This is a genomic window from Cryobacterium sp. TMT3-29-2, assembly GCF_004564305.1.
GTDB lineage: Bacteria > Actinomycetota > Actinomycetes > Actinomycetales > Microbacteriaceae > Cryobacterium > Cryobacterium sinapicolor.
In genome coordinates, this window is sequence record NZ_SOGK01000001.1 from 1 (window position 1) to 23,884 (window position 23,884).

A 23,884-nucleotide genomic window follows, 5' to 3' on the forward strand; every position below is an offset into this window, starting at 1 on the left:
TGAACGACCAACAACACCCGCACCAGCCAGCCTCGTCGGGATCAATCACCTCGCCGACGAAACCGCCACAAACTAACCCAAGTGACTCCAGTCAGCTTGACATCGCGCGTTGGGGCCGTAAATCGCCATTCTGGCGAAAATCTCCGTCGAATTGGTTCACACCCTCAACGGGGGACCCCGTTGTCCTGAGCGAAATCCTACAGCCGCCGAACGGCTCATTTCGAATGAAAATGGCGCTAGGGAGTGCGGATTTCGTGCGTGGCATGAGCAAAAATTAACGATTCGGCCACTCTTGGGTGCGCACGGGGCGCTCCTGTGCGAGTATCTAGCAACTCGCCATGAACGCTGTGAGAGCTCATCCGCTGAGAAGTGCAAGGAGATCCGACCATGAAGCCCAGGCCGTTGCCCGCAGATCCCATGATTGCCCAACTCGTCCGTCAGGCCCGGGCCGCCCAGATGGGGCGCCGCACCCTGCTCGCCGGAGCCAGTGGCGGGGCCGCCGCCCTCGCGCTCGCCGCGTGCTCGACCGGCAGCGCCACCAAGCCGACCGCCGCCCCGGACGAGTCCGACAGCAGCAAGCTTGTGCGCTGGGACAACTGGGCGCTCTACATCGACGTCGACGACGCCGGCAACTACCCCACTCTGGATGCGTTCACGGCCGAGACCGGGATCAAGGTCGAGTACACCGAGGCCGTCGACGACAACAACACGTACTACGGCAAGGTGAAGGATCAGCTCGCCCTCGGCCAGGACATCGGCGCCGACGCGGTCTGCCTCACCGACTGGATGGTCGGCCGCTGGATCCGGTTCGGCTACACGCAGGAACTCGACCAGGCCAACATCCCCAACCTGAAGAACCTTCTCCCCTCCCTGAAAGACGTGGGCTTCGACCCCGGCCGCAAGATGAGCGTGCCGTGGCAGGGCGGGTTCGCGGGCATCTGCTGGAACAAGGAGAAGCTGCCGAACGGCCTCGCGTCGGTCGAGGACCTGTGGGGCCCGGACCTCAAGGGCCGGGTCGGCGTTCTGTCCGAGATGCGCGACACCATGGGCCTGATCATGTCCGACATGGGCGTGGACATCTCCGGCGACTGGGGCGACGACGAGTACATGGCCGCGATCGACGTGCTGGAGAAGCAGGTTTCCGACGGCCAGGTGCGCAACATCAAGGGCAACGCCTACAAGGAAGACCTCATCAACGAAGACACCCTCGCCGCCATCGTCTGGTCCGGCGACATCGTTCAGCTGAACGCGGAGAACGGCGACAAATGGGAGTTCGTGGTGCCCGATAAGGGCGGAACCCTCTGGAACGACAATTTCCTGGTGCCGATCGGCTCCCCGCACAAGGCGAACGTCGAGAAGCTCATCGACTACTACTACGACCCGGCCGTCGCCGCCGAGGTTGCCGCCTACGTGAACTACATCACCCCGGTCGCCGGGGCCAAGGAGGCCGCGATGGCGATCGACCCTGAGCTCGCGAACAACCAGCTGATCTTCCCGGACGATGCGACTCTGGCCAAGGCCCGCGTCTTCCGCACCCTGACCGGTGCGGAGGAGCAGAAGTACGATGCCGCCTTCCAGGGCATCCTGCTGGGTTCGTAGGGATGAACAGCGGAGAATTCGCCAGCGCAGGGGCCGACCTCGAGCTGGTGGGCATCCAGAAGAGGTTCCCGGGCTTCACCGCCATCGAGCACCTCGATCTGAAGATCCCCGCCGGCTCCTTCTTTGCCCTGCTCGGCCCGTCGGGCTGCGGCAAGACCACGACGCTGCGCCTGGTGGCCGGCCTCGAGGAACCGACGAACGGTCGCATCCTGATCGGGGGCACGGATGTGACGAACCAGAAATCCTTCCAGCGTCCGGTCAACACGGTGTTCCAGAGTTATGCCCTCTTCCCGCACATGACCGTGCTGGAGAACGTCGCCTTCGGGCTTCGCCGCCGCCGCATCGACGACCCGGTCGCCAAGGCCCACGAGGCGCTCCGCCTGGTGGAACTGGACCACCTCGCCGCGCGCCGCCCGCAGCAGCTCTCCGGTGGGCAGCAGCAGCGGGTGGCCCTCGCCCGGGCGATCGTGAACCGGCCGGCCCTGTTGCTGCTCGACGAGCCGCTCGGCGCGCTCGACCTGAAGCTGCGGCGCCAGATGCAGCTCGAGCTGAAGACCATCCAGGAGGAGGTCGGCCTCACCTTCCTGCACGTCACCCACGACCAGGAGGAGGCCATGACCATGGCCGACACCGTCGCGGTGATGAACAAGGGCCGGATCGAGCAGATGGGTGCCCCCGAGGAACTCTACGAGCTGCCGCGCACGGCTTTCGTCGCCAATTTCCTCGGCCAGTCGAACCTGTTCACCGGCCCCGTGGTCGGCAGCACGAGCGAGGCCATCTCGGTGGACGTGGCCGGCCAGAAAGTCGTGGTCCCGGCGGCACGCGCGCACCGGCACATCGGCGAGGTCACCATCGGCGTCCGCCCGGAGAAGCTGACCCTCCACGTGACCGAGCCCGTCGGCGACGTCGCCCGCAACCTGATGGGTCCCGGCCGCGTGATCGACGTCTCGTTCAGCGGGGTCAGCACCCAGTACCTGGTCGAGATCGCCGGCATCGGCACCCTCATCGTCTTCGCCCAGAACATGGCGTTCGGCCCCGTTGCTCACGAGGGTTCCGAGGTCTGGCTGAGCTGGAACATCGAGCACGGCTTCGGACTCGAGGACGACGCCTCCGCGGAACCCCGTTTCGAGGCCGACGACACCACCCGGAGCATCGCGACGCAGAAACGCTCCTCCCTGCTCACGGAGCTTGAGGGAGCCTAGGGTGGCGTTCGCGGCTTTCTCCACCAGCACCACCGCGCCCGAACCGGCGCCGCGCCGAAAGAGCCCGATCGCGCTGCTCCTGCTGCTGCCGGGCATCCTCTACCTGGTTCTGTTCTTCCTGGCGCCGCTCGTGTCGCTGCTGCTGACGTCGTTTCAGGCCCCGTCGGAATTCGGCGACGTCGGCCAGTACTCCTACGCGTTCCGCTGGGAGAACTACGTCGACGTGATCACGGCCTACTGGCCGCACATCATGCGCTCCTTCGGATACGCGCTGATCGCCACCGTGCTGGCCCTCGTGTTCAGTTACCCGCTGGCCTACTTCATCGGCGTGAAGGCTCGGCCGTGGCCGCTGCTGCAGAGCCTCATGCTGGTGCTGGTGATCGCCCCGTTTTTCATCAGCTTCCTGCTCCGCACCTTGGCCTGGAAGCAACTCTTGTCGGACGAGTCGTTCGTGATCACGTCGCTCAAGGCTCTGTCGTTGCTGGCACCGGATGCACATTTCACGGGCACTGCTTTCGCCGTCATTTTCGGGCTCACCTACAACTTCATCCCGTTCATGACTCTGCCGCTGTACACCACGCTCGAACGGCTCGACCTGCGTTACCTCGAGGCCGGCAGCGACCTCTACGCGCGTCCGTTCGACGTGTTCCGCAAGATCACGATCCCGCTGTCGATGCCCGGCATCGTGGCCGGAACGCTGCTGACCTTCATCCCGGCGGCGGGCGACTACATCAATGCGAGCCGGGACTTCCTCGGCGGGCCGGACACCCAGATGATCGGCAACGTGATCGAGGCTAACTTCCTGGTGCTGCAGAATTATCCGGCGGCGGCCGCGCTGTCCATCATCCTGATGTCGGTGATCCTGGTGATCGTGAGCATCTACGTCAAACGGTCGGGCACGGAGGAGCTGCTGTGAAATTCTCCCTGGGCAAGTTGCTTCTGCCGCTCTACACGGTGCTGGCGCTCATCTTCCTGATGGTCCCGATCGTCTACACCTTCGTGTTCTCGTTCAACGACTCTCTGAAATCCAACATCACCTGGCGCGGGTTCACCTTCGACAAGTGGCTCAACGTGTGCCAGGTGCAGAACGGCGCCGTGTGCGAGGCGTTCGGCAACAGCGTCCTGATCGGCGTGGTGGCCACGGTGGCCGCGACCACGCTCGGCACGATGATCGCGATCGCCCTGGTGCGGTACCGGTTCCGGTTCCGATCGCAGACGAGCCTGCTGTTGTTCCTGCCGATGGCCACGCCGGAGGTTGTGCTCGGCGCCGGCCTCGCCGCGCAGTTCCTGTCCCTGGGCGTGCCGAAGGACATGGTCACGATCATCCTGGCGCACACCATGTTCTGCATCAGCTTCGTGGTGGTGACCGTCAAGGCGCGGGTCGCCAGCCTCGATCCCGCGCTCGAGGAGGCCGGCCGGGACCTCTACGGGTCGGCCACCCAAGTGTTCGCCCGGATCACCTTCCCGCTGCTGCTGCCCGGCATCCTGGCGGCCGCGCTGCTCTCCTTCGCGCTGAGCTTCGACGACTTCATCATCACCAACTTCAACTCCGGCGCCGTCACCACGTTCCCCAAGTACATCTACGTGTCCGCAGCCCGGGGGATCCCCGCGGAGGCGAACGTGATCGCGTCGGCGGTGTTCATCTTCGCCCTCGTGCTCGTGGTCACCGCCCAGGTGTCTCGGGCGGCCAAGGAGAAGCGGCTGGCGAAACAGGGGTGACGCGCGGCCCCCGCTACACGAAGCTGGCGCGGATCTCGCCGACCGGGAGCCCGCCGCCCTGCACCGCGAGGTGCAGTTCGGGCAGGATCGCATCGATGTCGCTGTGTGCGATCGCGCCGGCATCCGCCAGCAGGCGCAGGGCCACGATGGTGGTGACCCGCAGGCTGCCGTCGAGCACCTTGAGGGCGACCGTGGTGCCGTTCGGGGCGGAGGCCACGCAGATGCCCTCCGCGCCCGTCTTCACGAACAGGCCGAGGCGGTCGATCACGACGGTGTCGGGCATGCCCGGTCCGGCGATGACCCAGCCGTGCTGCCGCAGGGCCTCGCCGAGGAAACCGGCCTCGCGGTAGATCGCGAACGGCGAGTTCGACTTGGACGTGGCGATGCGGGCGATGCCGCGGGCAAGGGCGGTGAGGGAGAGCGCGTGCACCGGTGCGCCGCATCCGTCCACGCCGGACGCCGACGGACGTTCACCCGTGAAGCGCTCGACCACGTCGAGAATGCGTTTCTGCAACGGATGCTCCGGCTCCAGGTATCCGGACAGAGCCCAGCCGTTCTGCTGGCAGGCCACGAGCATCGCGGCGTGCTTGCCCGAACAGTTCATGTAGATCGGGGCCTTGCCGGCGCCCAGTCGCACCAGGGCGTCGCGGGCGATGGAGTCGTCCGGCCAGGCTGCCGGGCAGGCGAGCGCCGTCTCGGGGATGCCGGCGCGGGCGAGGAGCCCGCGCACGAGGTCGGCGTGGCGCTGCGTCCCAGTGTGGCTGGCCGTGGCGATCGCCGCGTCCTCGCCGCGCAGGGTGACCCCGCTGGCCATCACGGCGATGGCCTGGAAGGGCTTCATCGACGACCGCGGAAAGATCGGGGTGCTCACGTCGCCGAGGGCGCGGAGCACCGCGCCCTCGCTGGTGAGCACGACAGCGCTGCCCGCGTGCCTCGATTCGACGAAACCGCTGCGCTCGACCACGGCCAGTTCGACCGCGTCGGACACGGTGAACGTCTGCCCGGCGTTGATGGGCGGCTGGAATGTCGTTGTCACGGTGTCGACGCGCTTAGAGCGCGGCGATGGCGTCGTCGATGACCGAGAGGGCATCGTTCAGGAGAGCGTCGCTCACGGCCAGGCTCGGCAGAAACCGAAGCACATTGCCGTAGGTTCCGGCGGTGAGCAGCAGCACTCCCTGCTGGGCGGCGTAGGCGGCGATGGACGACACGGCTGCCGCGTTCGGCGCCTTGGTCGTGTCACCGGTTCCCGGCTGCACGAGCTCGATCGCGATCATGGCCCCACGGCCGCGGATCTCGCCGATGATGTCGTGCTTCTCTTTGAGCGCGCCGAGGCCGGCACGCAGGGTGTTCTCGATGCGCACACCCTCGGCGAGCAGGTCGTTACGCTCGATCGACTCGAACACCGCGATGGCCGCGGCACAGGAGACCGGGTTTCCACCGAAAGTACCGCCGAGGCCGCCGGGCTGCGAGGAATCCATGATCTCGGCGCGGCCGGTGACGGCGGCCAGCGGCATGCCGCCGGCGATGCCCTTGGCGGTGAGCACGAGGTCAGGGGTCCAGCCGAAGTGCTCGCTGGCGTAGTACTTGCCGGTGCGGGCCATGCCGCTCTGGATCTCGTCGGCGATCATGACAACGCCGTTCGCGGTGCACCAGGTCTGCAGGGCGTTGAAGTAGCCCTCGGCCGGGACCATGAAGCCGCCCTCACCCTGGATGGGCTCGACGACCAGGCAGGCCAGGTCGGTGGGGCCGACGACCTTCTCGAGGTAGGCGATCGTGCGCGCCGCGGCATCCGCCCCGCTCAGACCGTCGTGATACGGGTAGGAGCTGGGGGCGTGGTAGACGTCGCTGGCGAGGGGGCCGTAGCCGGTCGCGTAGGGCATGGCCTTGTAGTTCATGGCCATGGTCAGCACCGTGCGGCCGTGGTACGCGTGGTCGAGCACGGCGACGGCGCGGCGGCCGGTGTGCTTGCGGGCGATCTTGACGCCGTTCTCGACGGCCTCGGCGCCCGAGTTGATCAGCACCGACTTCTTCGCGAAATCGCCGGGGGTGTGCTCGGCGAGAAGCTCGCAGACGCGCACGTATTCCTCGTAGGGCGTGATGGTGAAGAGGGTGTGGATGAAGTCCTGGGTCTGCTCGACGGCGGCCGCGACGACGCTGGTGTCGGTGTGGCCGATCGTGGTCACACCGATGCCGGCGCCCAGGTCGATGAACTGGTTGTCGTCCACGTCGACGAGGATGGCGCCGTTCGCCTTCTTGATGTAGACGGGGAGAGCGGATGCGACGCCGCCGGAGACGACGGCGAGCCTGCGCTGCTGGAGTTCCTTCGAGCGCGGACCCGGGATCGCGGTCACGATCTTTCGTTCCTGCGGCACCGTGTAAACCGGGGCGGCGGAGGTGGACGGGGTGGTCGAGGGCGTCAGCGTGTCAGTCATGATGTGACCAGTTTACCGATCAGGGCGACGGGAGGCGCAGCGAATAGCTGCGACAATCGGTTCCCTGGCCGCGTAACGGCCCATTGTGGGCCGCGGATCGGCCCGCAGAGCCCTGCAAATCGAAGGAGGCACCGTGATCGGTGCACATCACTACGCCGTGAACATCGCCTGGACGGGCAACCGGGGCACCGGCACGAGCGGCTATCGGGACTACGGCCGGGATCACCTGATCAGCGCGAACGGCAAGGAGCCGATCCGCGCATCGGCCGATCCGGCCTTCCACGGCGACGCCGACCGCTGGAATCCGGAGGAACTGCTGCTGGCCGCGCTCAGTGAGTGCCACCTGATGAGCTACCTGCACGTCGCCGTCAATCACGGCGTGCGGGTCGTCGCCTACACCGACGACGCGATCGGGGCGATGGTCCAGACGACGGATGGCGGTGGCCACTTCACCGAGGTGACTCTGCGACCCCGCGTCACGGTGTCCGATCCCGGGCAGGTCGAACTCGCCCAGTCTCTGCACGCGGAGGCCGCCGGACTCTGCTTCATCGCGGCATCCGTGAACTTCCCGGTCGCGCACGAGCCCGTCACGGTGGCCGTCGCCCGCTGACCGTCCCGTCCCGTCCCGCCGGTTCGAGCCGCGGCCGGTTCGAGCCGCCGGTGGTCGGGCCTGTCGGTGGTCGAGCTTGTCGGTGGTCGGGCTTGTCGAGACCCGGTGCGCCGACGTTCGGAGGTTCCCCCTTCGGGTATCCGTCATGGTCGCTAACCGCGGAGAATTCCGCAACACTCCGCTCGGCAGGCACCGGAACCGGTGTTTCACGAAGATCTCCGCGGCTACGTGACGACGGATGCGTGTTGCTGGGCCTTGTGACGGATGACCGCGGCTGGCGATGAGCCCGGCGTCCACGGGCACCCCGCCCCTGCTCCACAATGGGCGTTTGATCAAGTTGTCCATTGGCAGTTCACGGGGATCATCGCGCACGACAATCTCGCGCATCCGTGTCCGGCCGACCATGCGCTGAAGTCCGAGACGCGGTGGAGCTACGCACTCCTGCCGGACGGCACGCTGAAGTGGACGTCTCCGACCGGGGGAACGTTCATCAGTGCGCCGGCCACGATCATCCGCCGGCCGGGCGTGCGCCCGAGGTCAAGGAGAAGAAGAAAGTGCGGCAGCCGAATTCGGACGAACCGGAGCCGTTCTGAGTTTCGACAGATTCGACACCGGGACGCGAACGGCCCGGCCAGGGTCACCGGCCGGCCGCCACGCGCCCAGATGAGCGGAGCTGGGTGCTAGGAACTACAGGCCGGACAGCGCGGCGAGGGTCTCCTCGATCACGGAGGCGGCATCGTCGATCAGCGCCTCGGAGATGACGACCGACGGCATGATGCGCAGCACGGAGTCCCAGCTGCCGGCATCCAGCACGATGACGCCGTTGGTGGTCGCGTGCTTGATGATCGCGGTGAGGGCCTCGGGGTACGGCGTGGTCGTGCCCGGGTGAACGAGCTCCACCCCGAACATCGCGCCCTTGCCGCGCACGTCGCCCACGACCGAGAACCGCTGCGGCCAGTCGCCGATGCGCGCCCAGAGCAGTTTCTCGACGCGCTGCGCCTCGCCGAGCAGGTTGTCGCGCTCGATCAGGTCGAAGACGGCGAGAGCGGCCGCGGTCGACACCGGGTTGCCGCCGAAGGTTCCGCCGATGCCGCCGGGCTGCACGGAGTCCATGATGTCGGCGCGGCCGGTGACGGCAGCGAGCGGGAACCCGCCGGCGATGCCCTTGGCCGTGGTGACAAGGTCCGGCACCACATCGTGGTGCTCGATGCCGTACCACGCGCCGGTGCGGGCGATGCCGGCCTGGATTTCATCGGAGACGAAGACGATGCCGTTCTCCGTGCAGAACTCGCTCAGCCGCTTGAAGAAGCCGGGGGCGGGGATGACGATGCCGCCATCGCCCTGGATCGGTTCGATGAAGAAGGCCGCGATCTCGGTGGCGCCGATGTGGGTGTTGATGTAGTCGATGGTCTTCTCGGCGGCCTCTTCACCGGTCAGGCCGTCCCGGTAGGGGTAGCTGGTCGGCACGCTGTAGATCTCGCCGGGAAACGGGCCCATTCCGGCGCGCTCCGGCCAGGGGCGGTACGTCATCGCCATGGTCAGGTTGGTGCGACCGTGGAACGCGTGGTCAAGCGCCACGATGGCGCGGCGGCCGGTGAACTTGCGGGCGATCTTCACGGCGTTCTCGACGGCTTCCGCGCCGGTGTTGACCAGGATGGAGCGCTTCTCGAAGTCCCCGGGGGTGATCTCGGCGAGCTTCTCCGCGACGGCCACGTAGTTCTCATACGGTGTGACGGTGAACAGGGTGTGGGTGAGCTTGGCGGCCTGCGCTGCGGCCGCCGCGGCCACCTCGTCGTTCGCGTGGCCGATGGTAGTCACGCCGATGCCGCAGCCGAGGTCGATGATCTGGTTGCCGTCGACATCGACGAGGATCGCTCCCGCTCCGTGATCCATATAGATGTTCGCCAGCGTGCCCGCACCGCGGGACACCGCGCGCAGGCGGCGTTCCTGCAATTCGACCGACTTGGGGCCGGGAAGGGCGGTGACGAGCTTGCGCTCCTGAGATACCGAATACTTGTCAGACATGCCCCCAGCTTAGGTCGCTCCCGTTTCAACGGTGTTTTCGGGCATCGGATGCCCGGCCCGGCCGGCTGGTATCCGGCTAGACGCGTTCGCGTGGGAAGACCCGGTCAGCGAGCTTCTGCAGCGTGCCCGCGGGCGGCGACTCGTTGTACTTGCCGGCCAATTCCTGATGGGACAGGGCGTGGATCGCGGCCATGATCTCGTCGGTTGCGCCGCGCCGGGCCTTGCCCGATTCCGCTGAGCCATGGCGGCTCAGGTCGAGGGGCTCGCCGAAGGCGACCGTGATCTTGCGGATCCGCGGGAATTTCGCTCCCACCGGCTGGATCTCCTGGGTGCCGATCAGCCCGACCGGAACCACGACGGCGCCTGTGATGAGCGCGAGCCACGCCACGCCGGTGCGCCCCTTGTACAGGCGTCCGTCGAGGGACCGGGTTCCCTCCGGGTAGATCGCGAAGGCGCTGTCGGACTCGAGGATGTTGCGGCCCGCGTCGAGCGCGTCCTGGGCGGCCTGCCCTGCCCCGCGTTCGACCCCGACCGCTCCGATCGAGGTGAAGAAGGTGCGGGAGGCGAATCCCTTGAACCCGGTGCCGGTGAAGTAGGTGGACTTGGCCAGGAACTGCACGCGCCGGGGTGCGACCAGCGGAATGACGATGCTGTCGATGAACGACAGATGGTTGCTGGCCAGGATGACGCGGCCGATGCGGGGGATGTTGTCCCGGCCGGTGATGGTGGGGCGGAAGACCAGCCGGGCGACCGGAGCCATGATGCCGTAACCGAGGAAGTAGACGAATCCGGGGCGCTTCGTGGGCTCCGATCCCTCTGCCGACAGGTCGACGGGAGGTGCATCCTGGGAATCTTCTTTGGAACCGGTCATCCTTGGACCCTACCGCCACGGCCCGCCCAGGCACGAAAGGCGGCGCCTCCACCTACAGTTGCAGGATGCGCAGACGAGTTGTAATTCTCGGGTCGACCGGCTCGATCGGAACCCAGGCACTGGACGTGATCAAGGCCAACCCGACCCGGTTCGAGGTGGTCGGACTCTCCGCCGGAAGCAACCGGGCCATGCTCGAAACCCAGGCCGCCGAGTTCGAGGTCGAGCACACGGCGCTCGGCGCCGACGAAGCCGAGGAGCTCGTGCGGGATGTCGACGCCGACGTCGTGCTCAACGGCATCACCGGCTCGGTGGGTCTCGGACCGACCCTGGCCGCGCTGCGCGCCGGACGCACGCTCGCCCTGGCCAACAAGGAATCGCTCATCGTCGGCGGCGACCTGGTGAAGTCGCTGGCGGCGCCGGGGCAGATCGTGCCCGTCGACTCCGAGCATTCCGCCATCGCGCAGGCGCTGCGGGCGGGAACGGCCGGCGAGGTGCGGCGCCTGGTGTTGACGGCATCCGGGGGCCCCTTCCGTGGCCGCCGCCGCGGTCAGCTCGCCGACGTCACGCCGGCGGAGGCGCTCGCGCACCCGACCTGGGACATGGGACTCGTCGTCACGACCAACTCGGCCACCCTCGTCAACAAGGGTCTGGAGGTGATCGAGGCGCACCTTCTCTTCGATGTGGAGTACGAGCGCATCGACGTGGTCGTGCACCCGCAGTCCGTGGTGCACTCCATGGTCGAGTTCATCGACGGCTCGACGATCGCCCAGGCCTCCCCGCCGGACATGCGCCTGCCGATCTCGCTCGGGCTGGACTGGCCGAACCGCGTCGCGGCAGTCGGCGCCCCGATCGATTGGACCGTGCCGCAGAACTGGACCTTCGAACCCCTCGACACGACGGCCTTCCCCGCCGTCGACCTGGCCAAGCAGGTCGGGCGCGCCGGCGGCACCTACCCCGCGGTGTTCAATGCGGCGAACGAGCAGGCCGTGGCGGCGTTCCACGCGGGCACCATCGGTTTCATCGACATCGTCGACACCATCCAGCGCGTCGTCGAACGGCACGAGCAGGACGGCCCGCTCACCCGCGATTCCCTCGCCGGCGCCGAGGCGTGGGCCCGCGCCGCTGCGGACAGGCTCCTCGCCCGCTGAGTCCAGGCCGCGTCGGCACGGCTGCGACTCAGCGTCGGATCGGGCTGGCTCGAACCGGCTTGGGCAGGCTCAGGCGGAGTCGGCTGACGCGCGGTAGCTGTCGGCGGTCGTGCCGAGGGCATCCGCCCACGGGGTCGCGGCGACCCCGAGGAGTCGTTCCGACTCGGCGGAATCGATGAGGAACGGCACCCTGAGCTGATAGCTCGAGGCCCAGATCTCCTGCATCATCGGGTTCAGCGTGCCGAGCGACTTGAGCAACCACTGCGGGTAGCCCGCCACGGTGCCGTGCGTTCCGTAGCGGCGGTTGAGCTGGGCGGCGATGTCGTCACGGGTGACGGCCGTGCTCGGCACATGCCAGAGCCGGCCCCATTCGCCCGCGTGGTCGGCGGCCGCCACCAGGGTGGACACGATGTCGGGCAGGTAGCTCCAGCTGTGCACCCGCCCCGGCTGGCCCACGACCCGGGCGGTCTTCGACGCCAGGATGGCTCGGAAGAACCGGTCGTCGAGGTGCGCCGTGCCGATGACGCCCGGACCGAAATAATCGCTCGCCCGCACCTCGACGGCCCGGATCTCACCGCGATCGTGGGCGTCCCGCGCACGGTGCCAGACATCCTTCCGCACGAGTCCCTTCGTCTCCGTGGTCGTCTCCGGCGAATGCTCGGTCATCGGCCCGGTCGGCGCCCCGTAGGGGTAGAGGTTGCCCATCAAGACGAGGCGGGCGCCGGTGACGGATGCCGCCACAAGCGCCGCGTCGATGACCGGCGGCCACTGGGTGGTCCAGTCGGTGTAGCGCGGGTTGATGCACAGGAAGATCGTCGACATGCCGGTTGCCGCCCGGGTGAACGTCTGGGGGTCGCTCGCATTCAAAACCATCGACTCGGCCCCGGGAACCATCGCGCCGGAGCGGGTACCGACGGTGACCTGGTCGCCTCGCGCCGCCAGACGCTCGGCGAGCGGGCGCCCGATCATGCCGGCGCCGACGACGAGCTGCTGGGGCATGAATCCTCCTGGGACGCGGCGAACGGGAATGAGGTCAGTCAGTCGCCCCCGTCGTCGTCGCACTCGTCCTTCTTCTTGCACTTACCGTTGTCCTTGTCGTCGCCCTTGTCAACGGACGTCGGCGTCTCACTCGGGGCCGGGGCCGGGGCCACGGTCGGCTCCGGTTTGCTCGCCTCGATCGCCGCGACCAGGTCGGCCGACACGAGGTTGAGGGCCGACTGGATGTCGGCCGCCCGGGCAGCGCTCACTTCGTCAGCCGCGGCCGCGGTCAGCAGATCGGCCTGGACGGTCTCGAGTGAGGCCTGGGCGGCCTCGAAGTCGCCGGCCGCTGCGGCCGCCGTGACGTTCTGCACGCCGGCCTGCAACAGGGCCGCGGTGGTCTGCTGCAGGTCGGGAGGCGTGCTCGCGCATCCGGTCAGGGCGGTCGCGACGAGCACGGCCGCGGCCAGCGCGATGGTCAGGCGGGCTCGGGGCATCATGGCGTCACGCTTTCCTGGAGCTGCTTCAGATTGGTGCCGAGAGACCCGTCGACGGCCGGGTAGGTGGCGGCGGGCGCGGCCGGTTCGACTGCCCGAGGGGTGAAGACCAGGACGGCCAGGATGATGAGGGCGACGAGGACTCCCAGCGCCACGAGCACCCGAGGCCGACGCCACGGGGGAGCGGTCGTGGAGGTGCGATCGGTGCGGGTGCTGCCCGGTGACCGCTCGGCCGCGCTGCCGGGGGAGCGGGCCGGAGCGCCGGCCGGCGTCAGGAACTCGGTCGCGGCATCCGCGCCCGCGTGCGGGGCAGTCATGACCTTCGTGGGGGCGAGTCCGGCGGCGGGGGCGAGGTTTCCGGGGGCGGCGAGCACCGCGGTGGGTGCGAGGTTTTCGTCGGCGCCGAGAACCTCGGTGGGTGCCAGGGCCCCTGCGGCGCCGATCACGGCGGTGGGCTCGAGAATTTCGGTGGCTCCCAGAACGGCGGTGGGTTCCAGCAGCTCGGTGGCCGCCGGGGCGCCCATCGCCACGGTGACCGCGGTTCCAGCGTCGGTGCTCTCCCCGCTGGACAGACGTCGCAGCTGCACGGCCGCCTCGCCCGCGCTGAGTCGATCGGTCGGCTCGCGGGTGGTCATGCCGCCGAGCACGGCGGCCCAGGCCTCGCCGAGCCCGGCCGGAATGTGCGGCTCCCGCTGAAGCCTGGCCATCGCCGACTCGATCGCCGTGCCGGTGAAGGCGCGCTCGCCGGTGAGGCATTCGAGCAGCACGAGCCCGAGCGAGTAGACGTCGCTGGGCGGCCCGATCGTGCTTCCGAGGGCCTGCTCGGGGCTGAGATAGCCGGCCGTTCCGAGCAGAGACCCGGTCGCCGTGAGGCGGGTCGAGTCGAAGAGGCGAGCGATACCGAAGTCGGCGAGTTTGGCGTGCATGGCGCGGCCGGGGAAGCCCGACGGAGCGAGCAACACGTTCGCCGGCTTGATGTCGCGGTGGATGATGCCCCGCGCGTGCACGTAGTGCAGGGCCTCGGCGAGGTCGGCGCCCATGAAGGCCACCTCGTCGGGGTTCAGGGCCCCGTCGGCGATCCTGCTGCGCAGGTCCGTGCCGTCGACGAGCTCCATCACGATGAAGGTGCGCGAAACGCCGTCGATTACGGCGGTGCCGGCGTCGAACAGGGTGACCAAGGCGAAGTGGTTCAGGCTCGCGAGCACCGTGACCTCGCCGCTCTGACGCTCCGGCCCGGCGTCGTCGGCCGTGTCGAGACGGAACAGCTTCACGGCGACCGTACGCCCGAGAAAGAGGTCGGTGGCCCGGTAGACGGATGCCATCCCGCCCGTTCCGAGCAGGGCGTCGATCCGAAAACGGTCGGCGAGGCTGATGCCGATGGGGCCGACGGTGGGTTGCGTGGACAGAGGGAACCTCCTCGTGGAACCGAAAGTCAAGCAAACCACACCTTGCAGGGGGAACGGCCAGCGCCCTTGCAGGGTGGAGTGGGTAATCTACGACTGTGGAAACCGTGCTGCTGTATATTCTGGGCGTTCTGATCGTCGTGGTCGGCCTCGCCCTGTCCATCGGGCTGCACGAGATCGGCCACCTGCTCCCCGCCAAACTGTTCGGCGTCAAGGTCACCCAGTACATGATCGGTTTCGGCCCCACCCTGTGGTCCCGTCGCAAGGGCGAGACCGAATACGGCGTGAAGGCCATCCCGCTCGGCGGCTATATCGCCATGATCGGCATGTTCCCGCCCGCCAAAAAGGGCGGCAAGGTACAGGCATCCAGCACCGGTTTCTTCAACCAGCTGGTGCAGGAGGGCGAACCGGAAAAGAAGCCCGGCGCCCTGGCGACCATGGTCGACGAAGCCCGCCAGTCCAGCGCCGACACCATCGGAGAGGGCGAGGACCACCGCGCGTTCTACCGCCTGCCGGTCTTCAAGCGCGTCATCATCATGCTCGGCGGGCCCACGATGAACCTCGTGATCGCGGTCGTGCTCTTCGCCGTGCTCCTGATGGGCTTCGGCACCGCCCAGGTCAGCACGACCGTCGGCAGCGTGTCCGAGTGCGTGCTGCCGGCCACGAGCACCCGGCAGACCTGCGAACCGACCGACGAGAAGGCACCCGGCGCTGCGGCCGGCCTTCAGCCTGCCGACCGACTGGTCAGCATGAACGGCACACCCATCGACAGCTGGGACCAGTCCACCGAGATCATCCGCGAGTCGCCGGGAATCCCGCTCGCCGTCGTCGTCGACCGTGACGGCACGCAGCAGACCCTGAGCATCACCCCCAAACTCACCGAACGCTACGTGACGGATGCCGACGGCGAGATCCAGGAAGATGCCGCCGGCGAACCGATGACCCAGGAGGTCGGCTTCGTCGGAATCGGCCCGGCGGGCGAGCTCGTGCCGCAGCCCGCGACAGCCGTGCTGCCCGCGGTGGGCGAGAACATCGGTGCCGTCGTGCACATGATCGCGAACCTGCCGCAGCGCATGATCGACATCGCCAACGCGGCCTTCGGACCGGGGGAGCGCGACCCGAACGGCCCGATCAGCGTGGTCGGGGTCGGCCGCGTCGCCGGCGAGATCGCGAGCATCGACGCCATCCCGGTGAACAGCAAGATCGCGAGCATGCTGGGGCTCCTGGCCTCGCTCAACGTGGCCCTGTTCGTGTTCAACCTGGTGCCGCTGATGCCGCTCGACGGCGGCCACGTCGCCGGCGCGCTGTGGGAAGGGCTGCGCCGCCAGATCGCCAAACTGTTCAAGCGCCCCGACCCGGGCCCCGTCGACACGGCGAAGCTGATGCCGCTCACCTTCGCCGTCGTGGTGGTGCTGGGCGGGATGAGCCTGCTGCTCATCTACGCGGACATCGTCAAGCCGATCAACATCTTCGGCTGACCCGCGGCGTTTCCCGCCAGCCCGTCCGAGGAGACGCCGAGAGTCGCCGCTTGTGCCGAGAGTCGCCGTTCCGCCGGGTGGTCTGGGCATGAACGGCGACTCTCGGCGTCTGGTTCCCCGCTAGCGGGAGAGCAGCAGCGCTTCACCCTGGCCGCCGCCGCCGCAGAGGGCGACGGCAGCCTTGCCGCTGCCGCGCCGGGCCAACTCGAGCGCCGCGTGCAGCGCGAGACGGCCGCCAGAGGCCCCGATCGGATGCCCGACGGCGATTGCCCCGCCGTGGATGTTGACCTGCTCGGGGGAGAGGCCGAGCTCCCGGGTCGACTCGAGCGACACCGCGGCGAAGGCCTCGTTGATCTCCACCAGGTCGAGCTCGGATGCCGCCCAGCCCTGGCGCGCCAGCGCCCATCGGATCGCGTTCGCCGGCTGCGAGTGCAGGGAATTGTCGGGTCCGGCGACCTGGCCGGAGGCCTCTACCACGGCGAGCCAGCTCAGTCCGTGTTCCTCGGCGTAGCGGCGGCTGCACAACACGAGCGCGCTGGCGCCGTCGCTGAGCGGCGACGAGTTGCCGGCCGTGACGGTGCCGTCCAGGGTGAACGCCGGACGCAGCCGGCCCAGCGTCTCCGTGGTGCTGTCGCCGCGCACCCCCTCATCCGAGGCGACCAGCAGCGGCTCGCCCTTTCTCTGCGGAACGCTGAGCGGCGTGATCTCGTCGTCGAAGATGCCGTTCGCGGCGGCCGCCGTGGCGCGCTGGTGCGAGGCGGCCGCGATGGCGTCCTGGTCCGCACGCCGTAGGCCGAGACGCCCGTTGACGTGCTCGGTGGAGAGGCCCATGGAGAGGCCGTCAAAGGCATCCGTGAGTCCGTCGCTGGCGGCGTGGTCGAGCATGGTGACGCTGCCGTAGGCCCAGCCCGTGCGCGAGCCGGGCAACAGGTGCGGGGCGTTCGACATGGATTCCTGCCCACCCGCCACGACGACATCCGCTTCACCGAGACGGATGAGCCGAGCCGCGTCGATCACGGCGGCCAGCCCCGAGAGGCAGACCTTGTTCAGGGTCATCGCCGGCGTGTTCCACGGGATGCCGGCCCCGATCGCGCTCTGCCGGGCCGGGTTCTGCCCGCAGCCGGCCTGCAGGACCTGGCCCATCAGCACGAACTGCACCTGGTTGGGCGTCACGCCGGCCCGGGCCAGCGCCCCGGTGATGGCGGCGCTGCCCAGCTGCACGGCGGTGAGGCTGGAGAGCTGTCCGTTCACCCGGCCCTGCGGAGTGCGCGAGCCCGCGAGGATGACGACGTCGCTGTTGTTCATGGTGGGACTCCTTAGTCGGGGGCGATCGGGTTGTCGTGACGACGTGTGCGGCGGTGGTCGTCGCGGTGGTCGTCGCGGTGGTCGGGCCTGCCCGGACCCGCCCGGCATCCGTTCAGATTTCGTCCTGCCTCGGCGCGTAAGCTATCGCCGTGGCCGCAATCAACCTGGGAATGCCCAAAGTACCTGAAGTGCTCGCTCCGCGTCGCAAGACGCGTCAGATCAAGGTCGGCAAGGTGCTTGTCGGCGGTGACGCGCGCGTGAGCGTGCAGTCGATGACGACGACGCCGACCACGAACATCAACGCGACCCTGCAGCAGATCGCCGAGCTGACGGCATCCGGCTGCGATATCGTGCGCGTCGCCGTGCCGAGCCGCGACGACGCCGAGGTGCTGCCGATCATCGCGGCGAAGAGCCAGATCCCAGTCATCGCGGACATCCACTTCCAGCCGAGCTACGTGTTCGCCGCGATCGACGCCGGTTGCGCCGCCGTGCGCGTCAACCCGGGCAACATCCGCAAGTTCGACGACCAGGTCGGCAAGATCGCGGCCGCGGCCAAGGCCGCCGGTGTCTCCCTCCGCATCGGCGTCAACGCGGGCTCGCTCGAGCCGAGCCTGCTGCAGAAGTACGGCAAGGCCACCCCGGAGGCCCTGGTCGAGAGCGCCGTCTGGGAAGCCAGCCTGTTCGAGGAGCACGACTTCCACGACTTCAAGATCTCCGTCAAGCACAACGACCCGGTGATCATGGTCAAGGCCTACCGCCTGCTCGCGGAACGCGGCGACTGGCCCCTGCACCTCGGCGTCACCGAGGCCGGACCGTCGTTTCAGGGCACCATCAAGAGCGCAACGGCGTTCGGCATCCTGCTCGGGGAGGGCATCGGCGACACCATCCGGGTGTCTCTGAGCGCACCCCCGGCCGAGGAGATCAAGGTGGGCCTGCAGATCCTGCAGTCGCTGAACCTGCGTGAGCGCAAGCTTGAGATTGTGTCCTGCCCGAGCTGCGGCCGCGCCCAGGTCGATGTGTACAAGCTCGCCAACGACGTCACCGACGGACTCGAGGGTATGACCGTGCCGCTCCGCGTCGCCGTGATGGGCTGCGTCGTCAACGGACCGGGCGAGGCCCGCGACGCCGACCTCGGCGTGGCGTCGGGCAACGGCAAGGGGCAGATCTTCGTGCGCGGCGAGGTCATCAAGACCGTGCCCGAGTCGGAGATCGTCGCGACCCTGATCGAGGAGGCCAACCGCATGGCCGCCGAGATGCCGCCGAGCGAGGACTCCCTCGGCACCCCCGTCGTGACGGTCGGCGCCCAGTAGCACATCACCCCCCCCGTTCCCCCTCCTTCCCCCTCCTTCCCGTTCCCCCTCCGCGAGGTGCGGACAAAACCCTTCTTTTCACGCGCGAGGGTGTCATGTCCGCAACCGGGCGGTCGCGGCATCCGTCGGCACGACGCGGGTCGGTCGGGTCAGCCCGCGCGCCGTAAAGTAGGTGCGTGCCTATTCGTATGTCCAACTACTTCCTCCGTACCCTCCGCGAAGATCCCTCGGACGCCGAGGTCACCAGCCACCGACTGCTGGTGCGCGCCGGCTACATCCGCCGCCAGGCCCCTGGGATCTTCGCGTGGCTGCCGATCGGCCTGCGTGTCAAGGCCAAGATCGAGACGATCGTGCGCGAGGAGATGGCCGCGGCCGGCGCCTTCGAGGTGCACTTCCCGGCCCTGCTACCGCGCGAGCCCTACGAGGTCACGGGCCGCTGGGACGAATACGGTGACGGGCTCTTCCGGCTCCAGGACCGTAAGGGCAGCGATATGCTCCTCGCCCCCACCCACGAAGAGGTCTTCACCCTCCTCGTGAAGGACCTCTACAGCTCCTACAAGGACCTGCCCCTGTCGATCTTCCAGATCCAGGACAAGTACCGCGACGAGGCCCGGTCCCGCGGCGGGCTGCTGCGCGGCCGCGAATTCACGATGAAGGACGCCTACTCCTTCGACTACACGGATGCCGGCCTCGACACGAGCTACCAGGCACAACGCGACGCCTATGAGCGCATCTTCACCCGGCTCGGCCTCGAATACGTCATCGTGCAGGCGGACGCCGGCGCGATGGGCGGCTCCAAGAGCGAAGAGTTCCTGCACCCCACCCCCGTCGGCGAAGACACCTTCGTGCGTTCGGCCGGCGGCTACGCGGCCAACATCGAGGCGTTCCGCACGGTCGCCCCGCCCGCCATCGACTGGGCCGGATTCCCGGCCGCCGAGGTCCTGGACACCCCGGACACGCCAACCATCCAAACCCTGGTCGACCGCGCCAACAGCGACCACCCGCGCCCCGACGGCCGCGCCTGGACTGCAGCGGACACCCTCAAGAACGTCGTCCTGGCGCTCATCCAGCCCGACGGCACCCGTGAGCTCCTCGTGATCGCCCTCCCCGGCGACCGCGAGGTAGACCTCAAGCGCGTCGAGGTGGCCGTCGCCCCCGCCGAGGTCGAGGCCGCGAACGAAACCGACTTCCTCAAGTTCCCCGGGCTGGTCAAGGGCTACATCGGACCGTGGTCCGCAATCGGGGCGGTGCTCGGCGAGCAGTCGGCCACCGGCATCCGTTTCGTCGTCGACCCCCGCGTCGTCGAGGGCACCGAGTGGATCACCGGCGCGAACGAAGCCGGCCGCCACGTCTTCGGGCTCGTCGCCGGCCGGGACTTCGCCGTCGACGGCACCATCGAAGCCGCCGAAGTGCGCGCCGGCGACCCGGCGCCCGACGGCTCCGGCCCGGTGGAGCTGGCCCGAGGCATGGAGATCGGCCACGTCTTCCAGCTCGGCCGCAAGTACGCCGAGGCGCTCGGCCTCAAGGTGCTCGACGAGAACGGCAAGCTCGTCACGGTCACGATGGGTTCCTACGGCATCGGTGTGACCCGCATCCTCGCCACCATCGCCGAACTCAACAACGACCCGAAGGGCCTGATCTGGCCTGCAGCGGTCGCGCCGTTCGACGTGCACGTGATCGCCACCGGCCGCGACGAGGTCGTGTTCGAGACCGCCGGGACCGTGGTCGCCATGCTCGAGGGCACCCACCGCGACGTGCTCTACGACGACCGCCGCAAGGTATCGCCCGGCGTGAAGTTCGGTGACGCGGAACTGATCGGCATCCCCGTGATCGTCATCGTGGGGCGGGGCGCCGCCGACGGCATCGTCGAGCTCTGGGATCGTCGCTCGGGGGAGCGCACCCAGGTGGCCGTCGCCGAGTTGGCCGCCAACTTCGCCTGATCCGCTTGACCTTTGCCTCTGATGAATTCGACGGAGATTGTGGCCGCATTGGCCGCAAACGCCTAAGAAAACGGCATTAGGCGGAAAATCTCCGTCGAATTGGTTCGAGGCTGCTCGTCTTGCCCGGCCTCGCTCTCCGGTGTGCGGAGAACGTCAGAGGCGGGCGAGCCGGGCCCGGGCGAAGCAGTACACGCCGTAGGCGATCAGGCCGGCGCCGACCAGCATCAGGATCGCAGCCCCGAACGGCAGCGCCACGAGTGACTTCAGCGCTCCGTCCATGCCCGTGGCCTTCTCCGGGTCGAGCGTGAACGCGGCGACGGTGAAGAGGATGCCCACGGCGGCCAGAGCGATGCCCTCCGCGATGTAGCCCACGGTGCCGAGGATCACCACCACCGTGCCGGCCGGGCCACCGGGCACCGTGATGCTGTCGGTGAACCCGTGGCTCGCGCCGCGGTGGACGAAGACTGCGCCGATCGCGATGACGGCCAGTCCGGCGATGAAGAGCAGCACGACGCCGCCGGGAATCGACAGCAGTATCGCGGTGGAGTCGCTGGCAGTCTCCGACGAGCTCGCCGATGCCCCGCGCGCGAAGGTGAACGCCGTCCCCGAGATGAACAGGAAGACGATGCCCTTGCCGATCAAGACCGCGCGGCGGGCCCACTTGCGTTTCGGGTCCCGCGCGGGTTCGAGAAAGGCCTGCACCAGGTACCAGAGGCCGAGGGAGGTCAGGCCGAGCACCACGGTCCAGAGCACGAAAACGCCGCCGGTGGTGCGGGCCAGCTGGCCGAGGGCGCCGGACTGGTCGGCCGAACCGCCGCCCGCCCCCGTGGCCACGCCGATCGCGATGGCGCCGATCATGACGTGCAGCAGGCCGTTCACCGCATACCCGGCGCGGGCCAGAAACTGGAAGGTGCGGCTGCCCTCGGCGGTGCGTGCAGCCTGCTGGGCGTTGTCTGAGACGGAATCGGCGGCCATTCGCCCAGCGTACCGCCGCACCCGGTCGAGGGGGAGTCGGTTTCGGCGCGGGGCAGGCTTCGCCCGGGTGACGGGGCCCTACGGATTCGGCTACCCTAGGACGAGCCCGCTGCGCAGTTTCGCGGCGGCAAGATCTGAATAGAGGAGGCCGGCCATGGACATCGACCTCAGCGTGTTGCGGCAGTTGGAGCGCGAGAAAGAGATTCCCTTCGAGGAACTCGTGCAGATTATTGAGCAAGCAATTCTGACGGCCTACGTGAAGCACACCCAGCAGGGTGAAGCCAGCACGAAGCAGGCCGTCGAGGAAGAGCCGGAAGCGCGCGTCGTACTCGACCGCAAGACCGGCCACGTCGACATTTTTGTGCCCGAACACGATGAAGAGGGCAATGTCGTCGGCGAAGCCGTCGACAACCCCACCGACTTCGGCCGCATCGCGGCCTTCGCGGCCAAGCAGGTCATCAACCAGCGTCTGCGCGACCTGGCCGATGACGCCGTGCTCGGCGAATTCAAGGGCCGTGAGGGCGAGATCGTCGCCGGGATCATCCAGCAGGGTCCGAACCCGCGCATGATCCACGTCGACCTGGGCACGATCGAAGCGATCCTGCCGCCCGAAGAGCAGGTGCCGAGCGAGAGCTATGTGCACGGACAGCGCATCCGCGTCTATGTCACCGCCGTCGGCAAAGGCCTCAAGGGACCGCAGATCACCGTGTCGCGCACCCACCCGTCGCTGGTGCGTCGCCTCTTCGCCCTCGAGGTGCCGGAGATTGCCAGCGGTGTCGTGGAGATCGTCTCCCTGGCCCGCGAGGCCGGTCACCGCACCAAGATGGCCGTTCGCGCTACGGAGCCCGGAGTCAACGCCAAGGGTGCCTGCATCGGCGAACTCGGCCAGCGCGTGCGCGCCGTCACCGTGGAGCTCAACAATGAGAAGATCGACATCGTCGACTACTCGCCCGACCTTGCCACCTTCGTCGCCAGCGCGCTGTCGCCGGCCAAGGTCACGAGCTCCTACGTGATCGACGAGTCGATCAAGGCCGTCCGAGCCCTCGTTCCCGACTACCAGCTGTCGCTGGCGATCGGCAAGGAAGGCCAGAATGCCCGTCTCGCGGCGAAGCTCACGGGTGCGAAAATCGACATTCAGCCGGACAGCATTCTGGAGGACACGGAATAGGGGGTACGATGGATCCCGTTAGAACGTGCATTGGATGCCGTTCGCGCGCTCCGCGATCCTCACTTCTGAGGGTTGTAGCCCGAGAATCGGAACTCGTGGTGGATGAAACCGCCACTCTGCCTGGGCGAGGTGCGTGGCTGCATCCCACTACCGCGTGCTTCCAGGACGCACTGCGGCGACACGCTTTCGGGCGTGCCCTTCACGTGACCAGTTCATTGGACGCGAATCAACTAGAGAACAGGCTGAACAGGCTTATGGATAACTAATGAGCGGCTCGAAATGAGACCCGTCCGTTACTAACGGTCTGCCCCTTTCCGGGTGCAGACCCGGAACAGGAGAATTGTGGCTGCGAAACCACGCGTACACGAGATCGCTAGCGAGCTCGGCGTCGACAGCAAGGTAGCCCTTGCTAAATTGAAAGAGATGGGCGAGTTCGTCAAGGGACCGTCCAGTAGCGTTGAACCACCGGTAGCTCGCCGTTTGCGCGCCGCCCTTGCGGCCGATGGCTCCAGCACCGCGGCTCCCGCCGCTGCCGCCACTGCATCCTCCCCGGCCGGCGCCACCCCCGTCGCCGCTGGATCCGCCGCGAAGCCGGGCGGTGCACGTCCGTCCCCGGCCAAGCTGGCCGTCAAGCCAGGCGCACGTCCCGTCGTCGAGGTCCCCGCAGCGGTTGTTCCCGCCGCGGACGCACCGCCGATGCCGTCCGCCCCGCTCACGGTTGCCGAACGTCAGGCTCAGGCCGCCGAGAAGGCCGCCGCCGCGGAGAAGGCCGTTGCCGCGGAGAAGGCCGCCGCTGCCGCCGTCGTCGCCGACACTGCGCCGGCGACGGATGCCCCGGTCGCCAAGACCGCGGGCGGCGCTTCAGGTGCTGCCAAGCCCGGTGCATCCGTGCCGAAGCCGCCGGCAGCTCGCCCGGGCAACAACCCGTTCGCCAGCAACCAGGGCATGGGCAAGACCCCGAGCCCGCGCCCGGGCAACAACCCGTTCGCGAGCGCGCAGGGCATGGGCCAGCGCCCGCCGTCCACGTCTTCGCCCAGCAACATCCCTCGCCCCGCGGCTCCGCGCCCCGGCGCGCCCCGCCCGGGTGGACCGGGCCAGGCTCCCCGCCCGACCGGTTTCGGTCAGCGTCCCGGTGCTTTCCAGCGTCCCGGTGGCGCTCCGGGCGGTGCCGGCGGCGCACGCCCCGGCTTCCAGCGTCCTGGTGGCGCCCCGGCAGGTGCCCCC

21 protein-coding genes are annotated in these 23,884 nt (G+C 68.3%); 12 read left to right on the forward strand and 9 right to left on the reverse strand.

The window, feature by feature from the left end:
* Positions 1-387: 387 nt before the first annotated feature.
* Genes E3O67_RS00005 through E3O67_RS00020 form a run of 4 tightly spaced genes read left to right on the forward strand, consistent with a single transcriptional unit; the run spans position 388 to position 4,520 of the window.
* Entirely contained in the window at positions 388-1,599 is a 1,212-nt protein-coding gene (locus E3O67_RS00005) for a PotD/PotF family extracellular solute-binding protein (RefSeq protein WP_135101294.1), read from the forward strand.
* Between the two features lie 2 nt (positions 1,600-1,601).
* Positions 1,602-2,801, forward strand: a complete 1,200-nt coding sequence (locus E3O67_RS00010) for an ABC transporter ATP-binding protein (RefSeq protein WP_134427611.1) — start codon at positions 1,602-1,604, stop codon at positions 2,799-2,801.
* 1 nt (position 2,802) lies between these two features.
* Positions 2,803-3,717, forward strand: a complete 915-nt coding sequence (locus tag E3O67_RS00015) for an ABC transporter permease (RefSeq protein WP_134427608.1) — start codon at positions 2,803-2,805, stop codon at positions 3,715-3,717.
* Positions 3,714-4,520, forward strand: a complete 807-nt coding sequence (locus E3O67_RS00020; RefSeq protein ID WP_174776766.1) for an ABC transporter permease — start codon at positions 3,714-3,716, stop codon at positions 4,518-4,520. The genes E3O67_RS00015 and E3O67_RS00020 overlap by 4 nt, the downstream gene beginning before the upstream one ends.
* A 13-nt stretch (positions 4,521-4,533) precedes the next feature.
* Here the strand turns inward: E3O67_RS00020 and E3O67_RS00025 are convergent, their stop codons facing one another.
* Positions 4,534-5,556: an asparaginase gene (locus E3O67_RS00025; RefSeq protein WP_241979130.1), complete on the reverse strand. Its 1,023-nt coding sequence runs from the start codon at positions 5,554-5,556 to the stop codon at positions 4,534-4,536.
* 13 nt (positions 5,557-5,569) lie between these two features.
* A complete protein-coding gene (gene gabT / locus E3O67_RS00030) occupies positions 5,570-6,952 on the reverse strand; it encodes a 4-aminobutyrate--2-oxoglutarate transaminase (protein WP_135101296.1) in 1,383 nt (460 codons plus the stop codon).
* A 136-nt stretch (positions 6,953-7,088) separates the two neighbouring features.
* Between gabT and E3O67_RS00035 the strand changes: the two genes are divergently transcribed.
* On the forward strand, positions 7,089-7,562 hold the full coding sequence (locus tag E3O67_RS00035) for an OsmC family protein (protein WP_370259708.1): 474 nt from the start codon (positions 7,089-7,091) through the stop codon (positions 7,560-7,562).
* Positions 7,563-8,249: 687 nt separating this feature from the next.
* Here E3O67_RS00035 and E3O67_RS00040 read toward each other — a convergent pair.
* A complete protein-coding gene (locus E3O67_RS00040; RefSeq protein ID WP_134427597.1) occupies positions 8,250-9,587 on the reverse strand; it encodes an aminotransferase class III-fold pyridoxal phosphate-dependent enzyme in 1,338 nt (445 codons plus the stop codon).
* 76 nt (positions 9,588-9,663) lie between these two features.
* Entirely contained in the window at positions 9,664-10,458 is a 795-nt protein-coding gene (locus E3O67_RS00045) for a 1-acyl-sn-glycerol-3-phosphate acyltransferase (protein ID WP_134427594.1), read from the reverse strand.
* A 65-nt stretch (positions 10,459-10,523) separates the two neighbouring features.
* On the opposite strand from E3O67_RS00045, the gene dxr reads away from it, so the two are divergent.
* Positions 10,524-11,606, forward strand: a complete 1,083-nt coding sequence (gene dxr, locus E3O67_RS00050; protein ID WP_135101300.1) for a 1-deoxy-D-xylulose-5-phosphate reductoisomerase — start codon at positions 10,524-10,526, stop codon at positions 11,604-11,606.
* A gap of 69 nt (positions 11,607-11,675) precedes the next feature.
* Here the strand turns inward: dxr and E3O67_RS00055 are convergent, their stop codons facing one another.
* The 3 genes from E3O67_RS00055 to E3O67_RS00065 are packed head-to-tail and all read right to left on the reverse strand — an operon-like array spanning position 11,676 to position 14,517.
* Entirely contained in the window at positions 11,676-12,605 is a 930-nt protein-coding gene (locus tag E3O67_RS00055) for an NAD-dependent epimerase/dehydratase family protein (protein ID WP_134427588.1), read from the reverse strand.
* A gap of 38 nt (positions 12,606-12,643) precedes the next feature.
* On the reverse strand, positions 12,644-13,084 hold the full coding sequence (locus E3O67_RS00060; protein ID WP_135101302.1) for a hypothetical protein: 441 nt from the start codon (positions 13,082-13,084) through the stop codon (positions 12,644-12,646).
* On the reverse strand, positions 13,081-14,517 hold the full coding sequence (locus tag E3O67_RS00065) for a serine/threonine-protein kinase (RefSeq protein WP_241981887.1): 1,437 nt from the start codon (positions 14,515-14,517) through the stop codon (positions 13,081-13,083). The genes E3O67_RS00060 and E3O67_RS00065 overlap by 4 nt, the downstream gene beginning before the upstream one ends.
* Positions 14,518-14,582: 65 nt before the next feature.
* Here E3O67_RS00065 and E3O67_RS00070 point away from each other — a divergent pair, with 65 nt between their 5' ends.
* Complete coding sequence (locus E3O67_RS00070) at positions 14,583-15,962, forward strand: RIP metalloprotease (protein WP_167726383.1); 1,380 nt, start codon at positions 14,583-14,585, stop codon at positions 15,960-15,962.
* 120 nt (positions 15,963-16,082) lie between these two features.
* On the opposite strand, the gene E3O67_RS00075 is transcribed toward E3O67_RS00070, so the two are convergent.
* Positions 16,083-17,267, reverse strand: a complete 1,185-nt coding sequence (locus E3O67_RS00075; RefSeq protein ID WP_135101304.1) for an acetyl-CoA C-acetyltransferase — start codon at positions 17,265-17,267, stop codon at positions 16,083-16,085.
* Between the two features lie 149 nt (positions 17,268-17,416).
* Between E3O67_RS00075 and ispG the strand changes: the two genes are divergently transcribed.
* Complete coding sequence (gene ispG, locus E3O67_RS00080; protein WP_174776767.1) at positions 17,417-18,577, forward strand: flavodoxin-dependent (E)-4-hydroxy-3-methylbut-2-enyl-diphosphate synthase; 1,161 nt, start codon at positions 17,417-17,419, stop codon at positions 18,575-18,577.
* Positions 18,578-18,765: 188 nt separating this feature from the next.
* Positions 18,766-20,517, forward strand: a complete 1,752-nt coding sequence (locus tag E3O67_RS00085; protein WP_134427804.1) for a proline--tRNA ligase — start codon at positions 18,766-18,768, stop codon at positions 20,515-20,517.
* Positions 20,518-20,670: 153 nt separating this feature from the next.
* On the opposite strand, the gene E3O67_RS00090 is transcribed toward E3O67_RS00085, so the two are convergent.
* Positions 20,671-21,492: a DUF1206 domain-containing protein gene (locus tag E3O67_RS00090; protein ID WP_135101306.1), complete on the reverse strand. Its 822-nt coding sequence runs from the start codon at positions 21,490-21,492 to the stop codon at positions 20,671-20,673.
* A gap of 154 nt (positions 21,493-21,646) precedes the next feature.
* Between E3O67_RS00090 and nusA the strand changes: the two genes are divergently transcribed.
* The 3 genes from nusA to E3O67_RS00105 all read left to right on the forward strand — a co-directional run.
* Positions 21,647-22,660 carry a transcription termination factor NusA gene (gene nusA, locus E3O67_RS00095; protein ID WP_134427577.1) on the forward strand — a complete coding sequence of 338 codons (1,014 nt, stop codon included), beginning with the start codon at positions 21,647-21,649 and terminating at the stop codon, positions 22,658-22,660.
* Positions 22,661-22,668: 8 nt separating this feature from the next.
* Positions 22,669-22,926, forward strand: coding sequence for a YlxR family protein (locus E3O67_RS00100; RefSeq protein ID WP_134427575.1), 258 nt, complete (start codon positions 22,669-22,671; stop codon positions 22,924-22,926).
* 76 nt (positions 22,927-23,002) lie between these two features.
* The coding region (locus tag E3O67_RS00105) for a translation initiation factor IF-2 N-terminal domain-containing protein (RefSeq protein ID WP_174776769.1) at positions 23,003-23,884 on the forward strand (882 nt) is incomplete at its 3' end.